The sequence below is a fragment of the Flavobacterium sp. genome (assembly GCF_029945805.1).
Lineage (GTDB): Bacteria > Bacteroidota > Bacteroidia > Flavobacteriales > Flavobacteriaceae > Flavobacterium.
Window position 1 is genome coordinate 60,194 of the sequence record NZ_JAQSDH010000007.1, and the last position, 18,330, is coordinate 78,523.

The 18,330-nt window shown below is 37.2% G+C and carries 4 protein-coding genes and 1 pseudogene; all 5 read right to left on the bottom strand.

Translation table 11 applies throughout. The features are described from left to right. Positions 1 to 2,416 (bottom strand): annotated as a pseudogene (locus PSU83_RS01545) (hypothetical protein); the annotation flags it as partial. 412 nt (positions 2,417 to 2,828) lie between these two features. Next, entirely contained in the window at positions 2,829 to 10,106 is a 7,278-nt protein-coding gene (locus PSU83_RS01550; RefSeq protein WP_300585928.1) for a T9SS sorting signal type C domain-containing protein, read from the bottom strand. A gap of 356 nt (positions 10,107 to 10,462) precedes the next feature. Further along, positions 10,463 to 10,774, bottom strand: a complete 312-nt coding sequence (locus PSU83_RS01555) for a DUF3467 domain-containing protein (protein ID WP_300585930.1) — start codon at positions 10,772 to 10,774, stop codon at positions 10,463 to 10,465. A gap of 181 nt (positions 10,775 to 10,955) precedes the next feature. Then, positions 10,956 to 15,275 (bottom strand): DNA-directed RNA polymerase subunit beta', encoded by a 4,320-nt coding sequence (gene rpoC, locus PSU83_RS01560; RefSeq protein ID WP_300585931.1) that lies wholly within the window; start codon positions 15,273 to 15,275, stop codon positions 10,956 to 10,958. Between the two features lie 331 nt (positions 15,276 to 15,606). Further along, positions 15,607 to 18,330, bottom strand: a 2,724-nt coding sequence (gene rpoB / locus PSU83_RS01565) for a DNA-directed RNA polymerase subunit beta (protein ID WP_300585933.1), incomplete at its 5' end; no start/stop codon positions are given.

Consider the following 18,330-nt stretch of genomic DNA (forward strand, 5'->3'; position numbering starts at 1 on the left):
TAAAACAATTCGTTACATTAATTCCTGCTGCTATAGTATTTAATGGAGTAACCGTAATTGTACCTGTAGTTGTTGCTGGCGGACATCCACCTGTAGTAGTTACTGTATAATTAAATGCTCCAGAAGCTGTCGGTGTGCCACTTATTGTGACAACATTCGCAGACCATGACCCTGAAACACCTGCTGGTAAACCACTAAATGTAGCTCCGGTAGCTCCCGTTGTAGCTAAAGTAATAGTAGTGATTGCGCTATTAAAACAATTCGTTACATTAATTCCTGCTGCTATAGTATTTAATGGAGTAACCGTTACTGTTGCAGTTGTTGCAGTTGCCGTGCAACCATAATTATTAGTAGCTGTTACCGTGTAAGTAGTATTCACTGTTGGCGAAACACCTGTTGGATTTTGAGTTGAAGAAGTATAACCTCCAGGAGTTGATGTCCAAGCATAACTGATAGCTGGTGTAGCTGGTGTTGAAGTTACAGTGACATTGTCTATTGCCCAATACCAGTCAAAATTAGCAACATATCTAAAACGAACATAAACTGCGGGTTGATTCAAGAAGGATGATAAATTTAATGTTGCTTGCACAAATCCATTTCGTGCACCTTGTGTTGAAGTATAAGTTAAAGCACCTAAAGTCCAATTTATTCCATCAGTTGAAATATCGACATTGGCACTCTCTGTTCCATTAAATCTATAATAATGATAAAATGACAAAGTAGCCGTACCCATTCCTAAAGTACTAAAAGCAGGAGATGTTAATGTGGTATTTGTTGTGCCTCCAGTTCCCTGAGAATCACTGTTACTTAAATAAAATTGTGAAGTATCATTGCTGTTAAATGTTTCGTTACCATCGTTATACCCATTTGCTCTCAACGTCCAAGCAGCATTGGCAGGAGTTCCCCCTGTACTGGTATTAGTTGTAGTCCAACCTGCTGGTGTTCCATTAAAGTTCTGTGTTAACAAAGTCGTTGCAGTAGCTGAATTAGAGGTGGCACTCGATGTCAAATCAACACTTCCACCATTACAAATTGCTGCTGCGCTTGCTGCTGCAGTCACCGCAGTTGGTGATGGTATAACTGCTAAACTAGACAAACTATTATAAGTATTAGCACCATTAATTACAGTTACTAATCCTGTTGTATTAGAAGTTGTTAAAATTGCAGTTATAGTAGTATTAGAAACAACTGTAAAACTAGAAACGGCTACACCATTAACTCTAACTACTGATGCGCCTGTAAAACCTAAACCTGTTATTGTTATGGAGCCTCCTGGACAAACTGAAGTGGGAGAAAAACTATATAGACCATTTACTAATGTAGCTGTTGGCACTACTTCTCCACTTGCTAATTGCGTAGCTGCGTATAACGAAGTACCATTAAAAAACTGAATTTGAGCTTTTTGTGCTGTTGTTAAATGCGTATTAGCGGTACCAACAAATAGTTTTGGATTTGTACCACCAGCTGCAGTTCCATTATAACCTCCAAGCCATCCTGTAATAGTTAGTTTTTTTCCTGCAGTCCAACTAGCTCCGCTACTATTAGCAAAAGTTAAGGTATGGTTACCTGTTCCTAATTTAATATTTGAATCTTCCAATAAGGTTAAAACGCCTACTGTATCCGTAAAACCTGCTGTAGCACCAGTACTAAAAGTGCCTCCATTCAATTGAAAAGCACCTGTTCCTATTAAATTTGCAGCACCATATTCTAAAGTTGACGTTGCTTGAACTCGAACTATTCCATTTATTAAAGAACCTGTTGGTAATGTTTTTATTCCGCTTGTTGAAGTGGTTAAATTATTATATGTGTAAGTACCGATACTTTGCGCACCAGTTCCGTTGTAATTTACAGTTCCTGTTGATGCTGTAAAAGTTCCGCCACTCATTGTTCCACCAATATTTAATGTTCCAGTATTAGTAAAAGTAAAGTCATCATTGGCATCACCCATAGTAACATCTCCATCGACTGTGACAGTGCCGGTAGAGAGGGTTACTCCAGAAGATCTGTTGGAATTTCCTGTTGCTGTCACATTAATAGAAGCACAAGAAAAAGAACCCGAACCAACAGCTATAACTTTATTATCACCCGCACCAGTACCAGCTCCAATTGAAACTGCACCAGAAACCGTTAATGATTGACCAGTACTAATAGTTACAGTACCTACGTTATTACCATTACTTATTGTGAAAGTATTACAAACCGCTGCAGTGTTAACAGTAACTGTTCGGTTATTTGGTATAACAACATCGTGAGCAGCTGTAGGGACAATACCTAAAGACCAGTTACCCGCAGTTGTCCAGTTTCCACCACCAGTGTTTAATGTATTTGTCTGAGCAGAAACTTTTCCTATGCCAAACAAACTTAACAATACAATCAATACTGCTAAAAACTTAAAATTATGTACTAATTTTTTCATATCTATCTTAATTTATCATTTGACATTAAATTCAATATTTATTTTAAGGAAACAAATTAGTTAATTTTTTACAGATAAAAAAAGTATTTTATCGACAAAATGCAATATTAGTCGTTAAAATGCCTTTATTTATATTTTATGTAGTATTTATAGCGCTAAACCAATGCTGGACAAATAATTCATAAGGAACAAAAATAAAACAAGAATCAATTAGTAATGATAAATTTCGTCAAAAGTCACATTAAACTCGTTAAACGGTAATAATTGTCTAATTATAACAATTTATACTCGATAAACGGTAATAATTGTCTAATTATAACATTTTGATATAACAATTGGATTTGAGTTATAGATTAAAAAAAAATCCCCGCTATTTCTAGTGGGGATTTTTTAAAAAAATAAAAAGTATATTTTACTTAATCACTTTCTTAGTAACTACAACCCCATCTTCTGAAGTAATTTGAACTAATAACACTTGATTTGCCAATCCCCCTTTTATGGTCGTTTGATTTGCGTTGATTGCGATTTTCTCTTCAATCAATCTTCCTCTGATGTCAAACACTTTTATGGATGCCATGATTGCATTTCCAGAATTAACTACAAACTCATTGTTTTCATTGTAGATCACAACCGTATTTGCAGTGAAAGTTGGATTTACTAATTGTGTTTGATAAACAATTTCAAAACGATTGTTAAAAGTTCCTGCGACAGAAGTAAAAGAATACCCTGCAGTATTTAAATTATTTATAGTGTTAGTCAAATTATCTTTTAGATAGATTGCTTGAGTAGCAGCTGTGAATGCTCCAGCCGTATGGTCAATTGAAATAGTATAACTACCAATCGTTGTCGCTTTATAAGACAATGGAACGATATCACTCGAATCAAAATCAGGTCGCCCTTGAATTGAATATTCATCAGCACCTATCAAACTTGTTAAATAAAATTCTTCATTAATATTTTCTCCATCAATACCTCTATCAAAACCGACGGTTCCTTCAGAGCTATACCCTACAGCCATTTGACTATAAACACCTGTATTATCTGTTAAATTCAACCAATACAAGCCGTTGTTTACTGAAGTATTAGCTTGTGCATTTCTGAAAAATTGATCTGCATTTGAACTTCTTCGCATACTATTAGTAAAGTTTATTGTTGAACCGCTAGTAGCTTTTACAATAAAACCTTGACCGACATTAATTACCCAGTTGGTTTCATTTCCTGTGTTAAAGAACCCAGCTCCCGTATCTCCGCCCGTGGCACCATTGGCAACATAAGCTGTTTTAGTTAGCGTAGCATACGAAGTGGATATTCCGGAATTATTTGTTTTTCTCCAGAAATACAATGGTCCAGTGATGTTAGTATTACCATCAATAAAATTGTGTACATTAAGTCTTGACGGATAAGGATTTCCTACTGCATTAAACCCATTTAATGCTGTTGATATAGTTGGTAAAATATCACCATTGTTTGCAACTCCAGTAAATACACCGTTGTAAACAGCAGGCGTTGTTGGATGATTGTAAGGAACACGTATCAAGTAACCTTTTCCGGTTGTAAATGGAACATTATTACCATCTGTACCATTAACACCAATTTGAAGTTCATCATTAACCAAAGGAGCTGGAAATTGCAAATTCGTTAAACTAAACCCAACTGAATTGCTGTATAAATCAGTACCCGTATTATAAACATAAAAGCGATTAGGCAACGTAAACTTAGAGAACGCATATAGCCCTTGCCCAGTAACTGGAGATGACCATAAGGTATAATCTAAACGTTTCAATGCTGAACTGTTACGTTTAACTATTGTTGAACCAGCTCCAGTATTGGATACGTTATTTGTTTGCAACAAATTGGCATTATTTTCTATGGTTAATGTACCTTCATTAGCAATTACATCGGTAACGGTTAAATCAAATGTTGAATTAACTTTTAAAGTTGTTCCAGAGTCTAGTAGAATACTATTAATCGTAACATCTGAAGAAATTTCAGGATAAGCTGCTGCTGAACTAATTCTAACATTAGCTGTAGATATCGGAACACCACAAGACCAATTGCCTGGTGTTGTCCATGAAGTAGTAGTTCCTATCCAAGTGTTTATAACAACCGTAATTGTTCCACCTGTAGTTGCTGGTAAACATCCTCCTGTGGTGGTTACCGTATAATTGAAAGTTCCTGATACCGTTGGTGTACCACTAATCGTAACAACATCTGCTGCCCACGAACCTGTTACACCTGCTGGTAAACCCGCGAATGTCGCTCCGGTTGCTCCAGTTGTTGTTAAGGTAATATTCGTAATAGCGGTATTGATACAAACCGTTTGGCTTGTGCCTGCTGCTATTGTATTTAATGGGGTAACCGTGATTGTACCCGTAGCATTAACACTTCCACAACCTCCTGTTACCGGAATGCTGTAGCCGAATGTTCCAGAAGCCGATGGTGTTCCACTAATTGTAATCACATTAGAAGCCCAAGCTGCTGTTACTCCTGCTGGTAAACCTGTTGCCGCTCCAATTCCAGTAGCTCCAGTTGTTGCATGAGTGATATTGGTTAAAGCAGTATTGATACACAATGCTGGAGTTGAAGATGCAGCTCCTGCAGTGTTTTGGTTCACAGTAAGAACACCATTTACATTAGTTGTTCCATTCCAAAAACCGCCGCCTCCAGAAGAATATCCACCATACTGCCAATCACAACTACCTTGTTTGTAACGGAAAGTATAATAAAAAGTTCCTGATGATAGTGGAGTGAATGTATATAAATATTCGTCATTATTCACTGAATCTAAACTATAAGAAGCCGCTGTCCATGTTGTCCAAGTAGATGGGTTTGTATTGGTTGCATCATATCCAAACTGTACCGTAATTCCGGACCCTTGTCCAGCACCTTGAGTTACTCCAGGCTCATAAACTTGACCATATGCAATAAGCGTTGCTCCTTGACAAATTGTTCCAGAACCTGGGAATTGTAAGTTGGCAAAATCTAATGCACTTGAAATAGTTACCGTTCCTGTTGCCGTTACTGCAGTTGCACAACCGTTTCCTGTTGTGGTTACAGTATAATTATAAGTACCACTTGCCGTTGGCGTTCCGGTAATTGCGAAAGTTCCTGCATTGTAGCTTCCTGACATTCCTGATGGCAAACCAGTAACTCCGGCACCAGTGGCACCTCCACCTACAGTGTATGTGATAGCAGTTGGTATAGCAGTGTTTTCACAAAATGCTTGCGTATTGGTTCCTGTACCACTTGATAAACTAATGGTATGTACAGCACTGCTATTTACAGTCAATACGCCATTTAAATTAGATGTTCCATTCCAGAAACCTCCACCAGAACCCGAGTAACCTCCGTAAACGTAGGTACAAGTTCCTTGACGATATCTAAACGTATAATAATAGGTTCCTGCTGCTGGCGGTGTAAAAGTATATTTGTATTCATCATTGTTACCCACTTGTGAATTAAATGTGGCATTGGTCCAATTGGTCCAAGTAGCTGGGTCGGTATTCGAACCATTATAACCAAATTGTGCTGTTATTCCAGCTCCTGCGCCAGCTGACTCGGTTACACCTGCCTGATATACTTGACCAAAGACATCAAAAGTACTTGTTTGACAAACAACTCCTGATGGTGGTGATTGCAAGTTGGCAAAAGTTGGTGATTGTGCTACAGTAATAGTTGCATAAGTAGAATTGGCAGTTGGATTAGTGAAACTTTGAACCACAGCTCTAAAATAAGTTGTAGTTGTTAAGTTACCTATTGCAACATCTGTTAAAGTAGAAGTAGTGTTTGCTATATCAACTGCACCAGTAAAAGCAGTGTTAGTTGCACTTTGCCATTTTACTACTGTACCGTTATTACCCGCCAAAGTTAAAGTAGCTGGAGCAGTACCTGAACAAATAGTTTGATCAGCGGTAACTGAACCACCTCTTGAAGCGGGATTAACCGTAATAACATTAGAATAAGCAGATGGTGTTCCATCAGTAGCACGAAGTCTATAATAATAGGTAGTGTCAGCAGTTAAACCTGTTACTGGAGCTGTTACTGTAGCTTGACCAGCAATTGGTTTAGCATTATATCCGGTTACAAATGATGGAGTAACATTTGTATACCCAATAACAACATCATCAACATATGAAACAGCTGCACCGTTTAAAAAAACAATTTGAACTGCTGTACTTGAGTCATTAACGGAAATAGTATATTGAGTAAAAGTTGTAGTTAATGCGATAGTTTGCAGTGGTGTAGTAACACCTGAAACTATTTTTTGAACTATTAAATTTGTTGCGGTTGCTCCTCTTTTAGCATAAAAAGTTAAAGTGCTAACATTATTTAAACTTGGTGATGTCGCTGATGCGCTTGTACCACCTTGCAACTGAAAACCGCCTGTACCAGTGTTAATATTTGTACCACTTGCTTTTAACGCATTCACAACTGTCCATGAACCCGACCCTAAAGTAAAAGTACCTGATTGATAAGCACCAGTCAATCCTCCTGTTTCTGCACCTTCATTCAAAGTAGCTAAAGATGATGTCCCAAAAGTAGCTGACGTACTAACATCTAATAAATAGCCCGATGAAGCACCTGTTACAGCACTCCAATTTGCGTCAAATGAAGTAGCGGAAATTGTGGTTGCCGCATTAGCAACTGGTGCAGGTAAAACACCTGTTCCGGTTAGCGCTATGGTTGGGTTTCCTGATGTACCGCCACCACTAAAAGTAAGGTTACCTGTTTTTGCTCCAGATGATTGAGGTGTAAAACGAACATATACTGGTGTAGAAGCCAAGGTTGCACTTGAATAAGCAATAGTTGTTATTGCACCCCAAGATGAATTGTTGTTAGATACCTCAAAGTTTGTATTTGGAGCAGTAACTGTTATAGTTCCGGGCGCTCCTGTTAAATTTGAACCCGACAAGTTAAACGTTTGTGAAGCTGATTGTGTTAATGGACCTTGTGTTGTACTAAAAGTTAGAATTGTTGTGCCATTGGTAGACAATGTTGCAGGAGGCGATGCAACTGCTATTGTAAAAGAAGTTGTTGCAGGAACACCAGAACCAAAATCATAAACTCTAATATAATAAGTTGTACTAGCAGCTAAACCTGTTGCAGTGACTGTTTCAGTACCACCACTAGCTGTTACATCAGCACAAAATATATTAGTTCCATTACAAGCTCCAGAACGAACATCAACAACAGCATCAAAAGAGGCAGAACCCACTACTGTAACCGTATATGTACCTGCAGCTCCAGTAGTAAAAGAATACCAAACATCATCATTAGCTGTTCCTGCACAGCTTGCAGCCAAAGACAGGGTTGCATTAGCTGTAATTCCAGTTATTGCTGCTGCATCTAAAGTTAAAGCTAAAGCACCAGTACAATTATCGTTACTTGGTGGTGTAGCATAGACAGCACTTGTATTTCCTAAAACCAACTTATTACTTCCGCTGGATAATGCTATACCTGAAACGGTTTTTGTTGTTCCTGCCATAGCACCAATTGCTGTTATAGCATAATTTGGACCAGCTGTATAATTCCCTAATTCACCAGTTCCTGTTGCAACATATGAAGCACCAACATTACTTGGGGTATTCCAGTTGAAAGTCACATTTGCCACAGCACCAGAACCTCCAGCATTTAAATTCCATTCTAAATTAACAATTTTTGTAGCATCAGATACAACATTAGCCGGTGGTGCAGTAACTACTAACGATAAATTATTAGTAGTTCCTGTGTTAGTAACTGATAAAGGTGTATAGGAAGCTGCCAATCCTACCGGAAAAGCGGTTGCGGTATTACCCACACTATTTTTTATAAAAGCACCAGTACTGTTAGTAACTACATAGCCTGTTGCACTAGCATTAGTAGCACCTGCAGCAGCGGCTAAAGTTAAATTATTAGCACCAAGGTTAATTTTACCCAATGTTAAATCTAAGTTTGTAGTTACAGTTACTGCATTGTTCAATGTTAAACCAGCACTGTTATTCATTTTTATGTAATCAAATGTTGTTGCTCCTGTTAATGTTTGTGCAACAGTACCATTAAATTGTACCAATCGTGTTGAAGGAGTAAATGTTCCTAAATTCGACCAGTTGCCTCCTACATTCAAATCACCACCTACAGCTCCAGATAATGCCAAAGTGGCACCAGAGGCTATGGCAACTGTACCACTAACATTCATTGGCACACTGGTTTGGTCCATATTTAAAGTACCTCCTACAACATTAATATTTCCTACGGTGGTAGTTCCAAAAGTACTTCCGCCACTTCCAAAATATAAATTACCCGAACCTACTACTAAGTTTCCGCTTATTGTCCAAGCTCCACCAGCAGTAGCACTTCTTGCTACTTGAAAACCAGAACCTGGATTTACAGTAAAATCATAAAATGAAGCAGAACCAAAATCATTGGTAGTAACCGCTATTGGCTGACAATAAGAAATTCTAGAAAAAGGTAATGTGGTTGTTGTTGCCGATACGGTTTGATATCTGTTGTTACTTAATGTATATGCAGTTTGATTTTGAGCACCACCTGGATTATTAGCAGGAAGTTGACCATAGATACCATTATTTGATGCAGAAACATCATAAACTTTGTACACCGAAAAATTATAAGAAGCAGGTTGTGAACCTCCCAATAAACTCCAAGGAATTGAAATTTCTTGTGTTTGAGTTGCTCCTGCACCCGATTGCGCATAAGTTAAACCAGTGGTTACAGGACTTGCGCTCCAACCACCACTGCCATCTGCGGCTCTTAATTCATAATACCCACTTTTAAAATACAATACATAATCGGCTCTAAAAGCAGGATTAACGGTACTTCTATCGTATGCGTAGCCAACATTGGTGCCATTGGTGTTTGTTCCGCCATTTACTGGTACAATTGGGTTAACGTCTAAATAGACAACTGCAGCTTCGCTTGAGTTATTGCTGGTTGCACCAATACCAAAATATAAATTTGTAGCATTAGCGGTGTTGTACCAAGTAATCGCATTGGTTTGTTGATTGCTTCCGTTAGTATGAACTCCATATTCGTTTGCGGCAATGGTTCCGTTTACTGTTGGGCCAGCAGCTGCGGCTGTAACACTCACTGTTGAAGAATTAGTTATTCTACAAGTCGTAGTAGATACTGTTAAATTATTTGGAATTATATAAATAATTAAGGATGTACTTGCAGGAACTGAAATTGCAGACCCAGGAGTTATTGTATACGTAGTTGATGTTGTTGTTGGTGTATATGAACCAACAACAGTCTTTGTTGTTCCTCCGTTAGTACTATATTGCACACTAACATTTGGGCTTCCTGTTGCAGAACTAACTTGTGAAATTATATTTAAATTATTTAATGTAAAAGCTGTTGAAGCATCACTTGTAATTGTAAAAGAATACCAAGCACTTGCTGTGATATTTGCAGCCAGAGTTCCATTAAAACCTGTCCCCGAAATACCTGTTGTTAAAGTTGAGCATGATACTCCTGCACCTTTTGTGATATTGGAAAAAGTTAATCCAGTTGGTGGTGTTGCCCAAGTTGTTGTTGGCGCTGCTGGACATGTATTTGTCATTCCACTAGCAGTCACAGTTGTCTGCCCATAAGAATTTGAGCTTATCAATAAAGTCAAAACCAACCCTAAAGTTGTTACAAAATTTTTAAAAGCGTGAGTACGAAATATAAAAACAGTTGAAGTAAAATTATTCATAAATAGAGTGGTATTAATAATCTTTTTAAATTTATAATTGGGTAAATAAATGCGTTGCAACTAATCGCAAAAAAAAGAACTTGAAGTAAAATATTTTTCAAGTTCGTAGTACGAAATCGATTTAGGAAACGCTAAATTACAAAAAAAATGATGTTAACAATGTTATCAGTTGAATAAATTTTCGCAAACGTTTGCGTTGTACTATTAACCCTAAAATTTTAGTGTACCCAATAAAAAAAAGAATAACAAAAGACAAAAAATAAAAATATAAGGCGCTGAAAATTAGTACAAATAAAAAAAGCTGCTCCCAAATTTTAGGAAGCAGCCGTTTTTATGTATTTAAAAAATTTAGTTTTTTACGCCTGACCAGCCGTACCAAAATTCAACGGAATTTGTGGTTGCTCTGTATCTTTAATTTCACCATTTACTTGTTCAAACCTATGAATGTTTTCACCCAATGCCTTTAGAAAACGTTTAGCATGTTGCGGAGTTAACACAATTCTAGATTTGACTTTTGCCTTAGGCACGCCCGGCATAATGGTTACAAAATCGACTACGAATTCTGATGGCGAATGATTAATTATGGCCAAGTTGGAATAAATTCCCTCAGCGGTTTTTTCATCCAATTCGATATTGATTTGCCCTTGTTGTTGGTTGTTATCGCTCATTTGATATTTGATATTAGATTTTAGATATTAGAAATTAGATATTAGATTTTAAATATTTGATATTTGATATTTAATATTTAAAATTTGATATTAAAAAGCCACTAATTTAAAACTTAAAATAGTGGCTTAGTTTATTTAACTCATTCCTAATTCCCTCCCTTTGGGAGGGTTAGGGTGGGCTTTAATAGATATACTCTTCTTTACTGGCCATAATCTCATTATAGTCTTCTTTAGAACCTACAATAGTATGATCGTAATCTCTCATACCTGTTCCTGCAGGGATTCTATGTCCAACGATAACATTTTCTTTAAGACCTTCAAGCGTATCCACTTTACCAGCAACTGCTGCTTCGTTCAATACTTTTGTTGTCTCTTGGAACGATGCTGCCGAGATGAATGATTTGGTTTGTAACGATGCTCTTGTAATACCTTGTAATACTGGAGTAGCAGTAGCCGTAATTACCTCACGAGCAGAAACCTGATTTTTATCATTACGTTTCAATAATGAATTTTCATCACGCAATTCACGTGGAGAAACAATTTGACCTGGTTTTAACACTTGAGAATCACCTGCATCTTCTACCACTTTCATTCCGTACAATTTATCGTTTTCAACCAAGAAATCGGCTGTGTGGATTAATTGTTCTTCTAGGAACAACGTATCTCCCGGATCTTCAACACGTACTTTACGCATCATCTGACGGATCACAACTTCAAAGTGCTTGTCGTTGATTTTCACCCCTTGCAAACGGTATACTTCTTGAATTTCGTTAACCAAATACTGCTGAACAGCTGATGGCCCTTGAATTCTTAAGATATCTTCTGGCGTAATTGCTCCATCGGATAAAGGCACTCCCGCTTTTACGAAGTCATTTTCTTGCACAAGAATTTGAGCCGATAATTTAACTAAGTATTTCTTGATTTCACCAAATTTAGATTCGATAATGATCTCACGGTTACCTCTTTTGATTTTTCCAAAAGAAACCACACCATCAATTTCAGAAACTACTGCTGGGTTTGAAGGATTACGAGCTTCTAATAACTCGGTAATTCTTGGTAAACCTCCAGTAATATCTCCTGCTTTAGAAGAACGACGAGGAATTTTCACAAGGATTTTACCTGCTTTAATTTTCTCTCCATCTTCTACCATAAGGTGTGCTCCAACTGGTAAGTTGTAAGAACGGATTAATTCGCCGTCTTTACCGTAAACCAATAAGGTTGGGATTAATTTTTTGTTTCTTCCTTCTGAAATTACTTTTTCTTGGAAACCGGTTTGCTCATCAATTTCAACCATAAACGATTGACCTTGTTCTAAATCTTCATAAGCAATTTTTCCAGTAAATTCAGAAACGATTACTCCATTATAGGGATCCCATTTACAGATAACAGCTCCTTTTTCAACTACATCACCGTCTTTTACGCTGATAACAGAACCGTAAGGAATGTTGTGTGTACTTAATAATATGCCTGTTTTAGTATCCACTAATTTCAATTCCGTTGAACGAGAAACTACGATATCTACTTTTTTCCCATCTGCATCTTCTCCGATAACAGTTTTCAAATCTTCAATTTCTAGTTTACCACCAAATCTTGCTACAATAGTAGATTCTTCAGAAACACCACCCGCAACTCCACCAACGTGGAAGGTACGAAGTGTCAACTGTGTTCCTGGCTCTCCAATAGATTGTGCGGCAATTACACCAACAGCTTCTCCTCTTTGAGTCATTTTACCTGTTGCCAAGTTTCTTCCGTAACATTTAGCACAAATACCTTTTTTAGCTTCACAAGTTAAAGGAGAACGAACGTCAACTCTTTCCAATGGAGATTCTTCAATCGCTTTAACGATAGCTTCGGTAATTTGCTCACCAGAATGCACTAATATTTCATTATTCAATGGATTAATTACATCTTGCAAGGCAACACGTCCAAGGATTCTTTCTCCTAAAGTTTCAACGATTTCCTCGTTTTTCTTCAAAGCAGCAACATCAATTCCTCTTAAAGTACCACAATCTACAGAGTTTACAATTACGTCTTGAGAAACGTCATGTAATCTACGTGTCAAGTAACCCGCATCTGCCGTTTTCAAAGCGGTATCTGCTAATCCTTTACGAGCACCGTGTGTAGAGATAAAGTATTCTAAAATCGAAAGACCTTCTTTAAAGTTAGAAAGAATTGGGTTTTCAATAATTTCACCACCACCAGCAGTAGATTTTTTAGGCTTAGCCATCAAACCACGCATACCAGTTAACTGACGAATTTGTTCTTTAGAACCCCTTGCTCCAGAGTCAAGCATCATATACACTGAGTTGAAACCTTGTTGGTCTTCTCTAATGTTTTTCATCGCCAATTCTGTCAAATGTGCATTTGCAGAAGTCCAGATATCAATAACTTGGTTGTAACGTTCGTTATTGGTAATAAGACCCATGTTATAATTCGCAGAAATTCCTTCCACCTGAACACGTGCATCAGCAATTAATTTTGGTTTTTCTTCTGGAATTCTAATATCACCTAATGAGAATGACAAACCACCTTTAAAGGCAAATTTATATCCCATATCTTTCATTTCATCAAGGAAAGCGGCCGTTGTAGGAACATCAGTTACAGCAAGGATTTTTCCGATAATGTCACGTAAAGATTTTTTAGTCAATACTTCATTGATGTATCCTGCTGCTGGCGGAACTACTTCGTTAAAAAGTACTCTACCGGCAGTAGTTTGGATAATTTTGTATACTAATTCTCCAGCTTCGTTGAAATCTTTTGCTCTAATTCTTACACGAGCATTCAATTCAACTCTTCCTTCATTTATAGCGATATTACACTCTTCGGCAGAATAGAAAGTTAAACCTTCTCCTAAGATTTTATGCTCTGGAACTGATAATCGTTCTTTGGTCATATAATAAAGACCCAAAACCATGTCTTGTGATGGAACCGTAATTGGCGCACCATTCGCAGGGTTCAAGATATTATGTGACGCCAACATCAATAACTGACATTCCAAAATAGCTTCTGGTCCAAGTGGCAAGTGAACTGCCATCTGATCCCCATCAAAATCCGCGTTGAAGGCAGTACACACTAATGGGTGTAATTGAATTGCTTTTCCTTCAATCAGTTTTGGTTGGAACGCTTGGATTCCTAATCGGTGCAAAGTTGGCGCACGGTTAAGCATAACCGGGTGTCCTTTAATCACATTTTCAAGAATATCCCAAACTACAGGTTCTTTTTTGTCGATTATTTTCTTAGCCGACTTTACTGTTTTTACAATTCCTCTTTCGATTAACTTACGTATAACGAATGGTTTGTAGAGTTCAGCAGCCATATCTTTAGGCAAACCACATTCGAACAATTTCATTTCTGGTCCAACAACAATTACCGAACGAGCAGAATAATCCACACGTTTTCCCAATAAGTTTTGACGGAAACGACCTTGCTTTCCTTTTAAGGAATCAGAAAGTGATTTCAATGGTCTGTTCGATTCTGTTTTTACAGCAGAAGCTTTACGTGTGTTGTCAAATAATGAATCTACTGATTCTTGCAACATACGTTTCTCGTTTCTTAAAATAACTTCTGGCGCTTTAATCTCCATCAATCTTTTCAAACGATTGTTACGGATGATCACTCTTCTGTATAAATCATTCAAATCGGAAGTAGCGAAACGACCACCATCAAGCGGCACCAAAGGACGTAATTCTGGTGGAATAACCGGAACCACTTTCATAATCATCCATTCCGGACGATTTTCTCTGTTTTTGTTTGAATCTCGGAAAGACTCAACCACTTGCAATCTTTTTAACGCTTCAGTTTTTCTTTGTTTAGACGTTTCATTATTAGCAGCGTGACGCAATTGGTATGATAACTCATTCAAATCCGTTCTTGCTAGTAAGTCCATAATACATTCAGCTCCCATTTTGGCAACGAATTTATTTGGATCAAAATCATCTAAATATTGATTATCTTGAGGCAATGCATCAAGAATATTCAAGTATTCTTCTTCTGTTAAGAAATCTAATCTTTTTAACGATTCCCCTTCTGCATTAACTGCAATACCTGCCTGAATTACTACGTATCTTTCGTAGTAAATAATCATATCTAATTTCTTAGAAGGTAAACCAAGGATGTATCCAATTTTGTTTGGTAAAGAACGGAAGTACCAGATGTGAGCTATTGGCACAACAAGATTGATGTGTCCTACTCTATCACGACGTACTTTTTTCTCCGTAACTTCAACTCCACAACGGTCACAAACGATTCCTTTGTAACGGATTCTTTTGTATTTTCCACAAGCACATTCGAAATCCTTAACAGGACCGAAAATACGTTCGCAGAAAAGACCATCACGTTCTGGTTTGTGCGTTCTGTAGTTTATGGTTTCAGGTTTCAGAACTTCACCTCTTGACTCAGCCAAGATTGATTCTGGAGAAGCTAAACCAATTGAAATTCTGTCGAATCTCTTAATGGTGTTTTTAGGATCTCTATTATTGTTATTGTTTCTATTATTCATCATAGTTTTTACTATTGATTTATTTGCAATTAAAATTGAATTTAGATTTAATTTTTAAAAGTGATTAGTGATTGATGCATAGTGAGTAGTTTTTGACTTTAGTCTTTGCTAATCACTAATTACTATGGATTAATTACTTTTAAAAACCAGCTACTACCTCGAATTACTTCTCTAAACTTCAAACCTAAATTTTGAAGTGCTAGTTAGAAAACCAAAAGGTTTACTAAAAAATCGGAACGATTTACGGGTATAAATCTTTAAAAACTTATTGAAAATTGTTTAACGTTTAAAGTTTCAGGTTTAGAACTTGAAACTTTAAACGTTAAACTTAAAATTATTCTTCTAATCTGATGTCTAATCCAAGACCTTTCAATTCATGCATCAATACATTGAATGATTCTGGTAATCCTGGTTCTGGCATAGATTCACCCTTAACGATTGCTTCGTAAGTTTTAGCTCTACCAATAACGTCATCCGATTTAACCGTCAAAATTTCTCTAAGCGTGCTTGATGCTCCATAAGCCTCAAGTGCCCAAACCTCCATTTCTCCAAAACGCTGACCTCCAAATTGCGCTTTACCACCCAATGGTTGTTGTGTAATAAGAGAGTATGGTCCGATAGAACGTGCGTGCATCTTGTCGTCAACCATATGTCCAAGTTTCAACATATAGATAACTCCAACCGTTGCTGCTTGATGGAAACGTTCTCCCGTTCCTCCATCATACAAATAGGTATGACCAAATTGTGGAATTCCAGCTTCATCCGTTATAGCATTGATTTGATCTAATGTTGCTCCGTCAAAAATTGGTGTCGCATATGTTCTACCTAATTTTTGTCCAGCCCAACCCAGAACCGTTTCATAAATCTGACCAATGTTCATACGAGAAGGTACACCAAGTGGATTCAGTACGATATCAACTGGCGTTCCATCCTCAAGGAATGGCATATCTTCATGACGAACGATACGAGCCACAATACCTTTGTTTCCGTGACGTCCTGCCATTTTATCTCCTACTTTCAGTTTACGTTTCTTAGCGATGTACACTTTAGCAAGTTTTAAGATTCCAGCTGGTAATTCGTCACCAACAGTGATGGTAAATTTCTCTCTTCTTAATGCACCTTGTAAATCATTTAATTTGATTTTGTAGTTGTGAATTAAGTCATTAACAAACGTATTTGATTCATCATCAGATACCCATTGTCCTTTGTTTAAGTGAGCGAAATCTTCAACAGCGTGTAACATTTTAAGCGTGTATTTTTTACCTTTTGGTAAAACTTCTTCCCCTAAATCGTTCATAACACCTTGCGATGTTTTTCCGTTTACAATGTGGAATAATTTATCAACTAATTTGTCTTTCAATTCAACAAATTTCGTTTCAAACGCCAGTTCCAATTCAGACAAATCGTCTTTATCTTTCGTACGTTTCTTTTTATCTTTTACCGCTCTAGCGAATAATTTTTTATCTAAAACAACACCGTGTAATGATGGAGAGGCTTTCAATGAAGCATCTTTAACATCACCAGCTTTGTCTCCGAAGATTGCACGAAGCAATTTCTCTTCTGGAGTTGGATCTGATTCTCCTTTTGGTGTAATTTTTCCGATTAGGATATCGCCAGGTTTAACTTCGGCACCAATTCTAATCATTCCATTTTCATCCAAATCTTTAGTAGCTTCTTCAGAAACGTTAGGAATATCATTAGTCAACTCTTCGTTACCTAATTTAGTATCTCTAACTTCCAAAGAATAATCATCAACGTGAATAGAAGTAAAAATATCATCACGAACTACTTTTTCAGAAATTACAATTGCATCCTCGAAGTTATACCCTTTCCAAGGCATAAAGGCAACTTTAAGGTTTCTACCTAAAGCCAACTCTCCGTTTTGTGTTGCATATCCTTCACAAAGTACTTGTCCCAATTTCACTCTGTCTCCTTTTCTTACGATAGGTTTCAAGTTGATTGAGGTACTTTGATTCGTTTTTCTGAATTTGATTAAGTTATATGATTTCTCATCCGGATCAAAACTTACCATTCTTTCCGCTTCAGTTCTGTCGTATTTGATGGTAATCATATTCGCATCAACATATTCAACAGTTCCGTTTCCTTCAGCATTAATCAATACTCTGGAATCAGAAGCAACCTGACGCTCAAGACCAGTTCCAACAATTGGTGCTTCAGGACGTAACAATGGTACAGCCTGACGCATCATGTTAGATCCCATCAACGCTCTATTCGCATCATCATGTTCCAAGAAAGGAATTAAGGATGCCGAAATCGAAGCAATCTGGTTAGGAGCAACGTCTGTATAATGAACTTGTTTCGGATCAACTACTGGGAAATCGCCTTCTTCACGGGCAATAACTTTATCAGCAGTAATTTTTCCTTTAGCATCCATTTCAATGTTTGCCTGAGCAATCATTTTTCCTTCTTCTTCTTCAGCGCTTAAGTAAATTGGTTCAGAAGTTAAATCAACTACACCATTAGTTACTTTACGATACGGAGTTTCGATGAATCCCATTCCGTTCACTTTAGCGTAAACACCAAGTGACGAAATCAATCCAATATTTGGTCCCTCTGGAGTTTCAATTGGGCAAAGTCTTCCGTAGTGCGTATAGTGAACGTCACGTACCTCAAATCCTGCTCTTTCTCTTGAAAGTCCACCTGGTCCTAGTGCTGATAATCTTCTTTTGTGCGTAATCTCCGCTAGTGGATTCGTTTGATCCATAAATTGAGACAACTGGTTTGTACCAAAGAAAGAGTTGATCACTGACGATAATGTTTTAGCATTAATCAAATCAATTGGTGTAAACACCTCGTTATCTCTAACGTTCATTCTCTCACGAATAGTTCTCGCCATACGCGCTAAACCAACACCGAATTGTTGTGACAATTGTTCTCCAACAGTTCTAACACGACGGTTTGATAAGTGATCAATATCATCAATATCGGCTTTCGCGTTTATTAATTCAATTAAGTATTTTACAATGGTGATGATATCTTCTTTGGTAAGCACTTGCTTTTCCATTGGAATATCTAAACCAAGTTTTTTATTCATTCT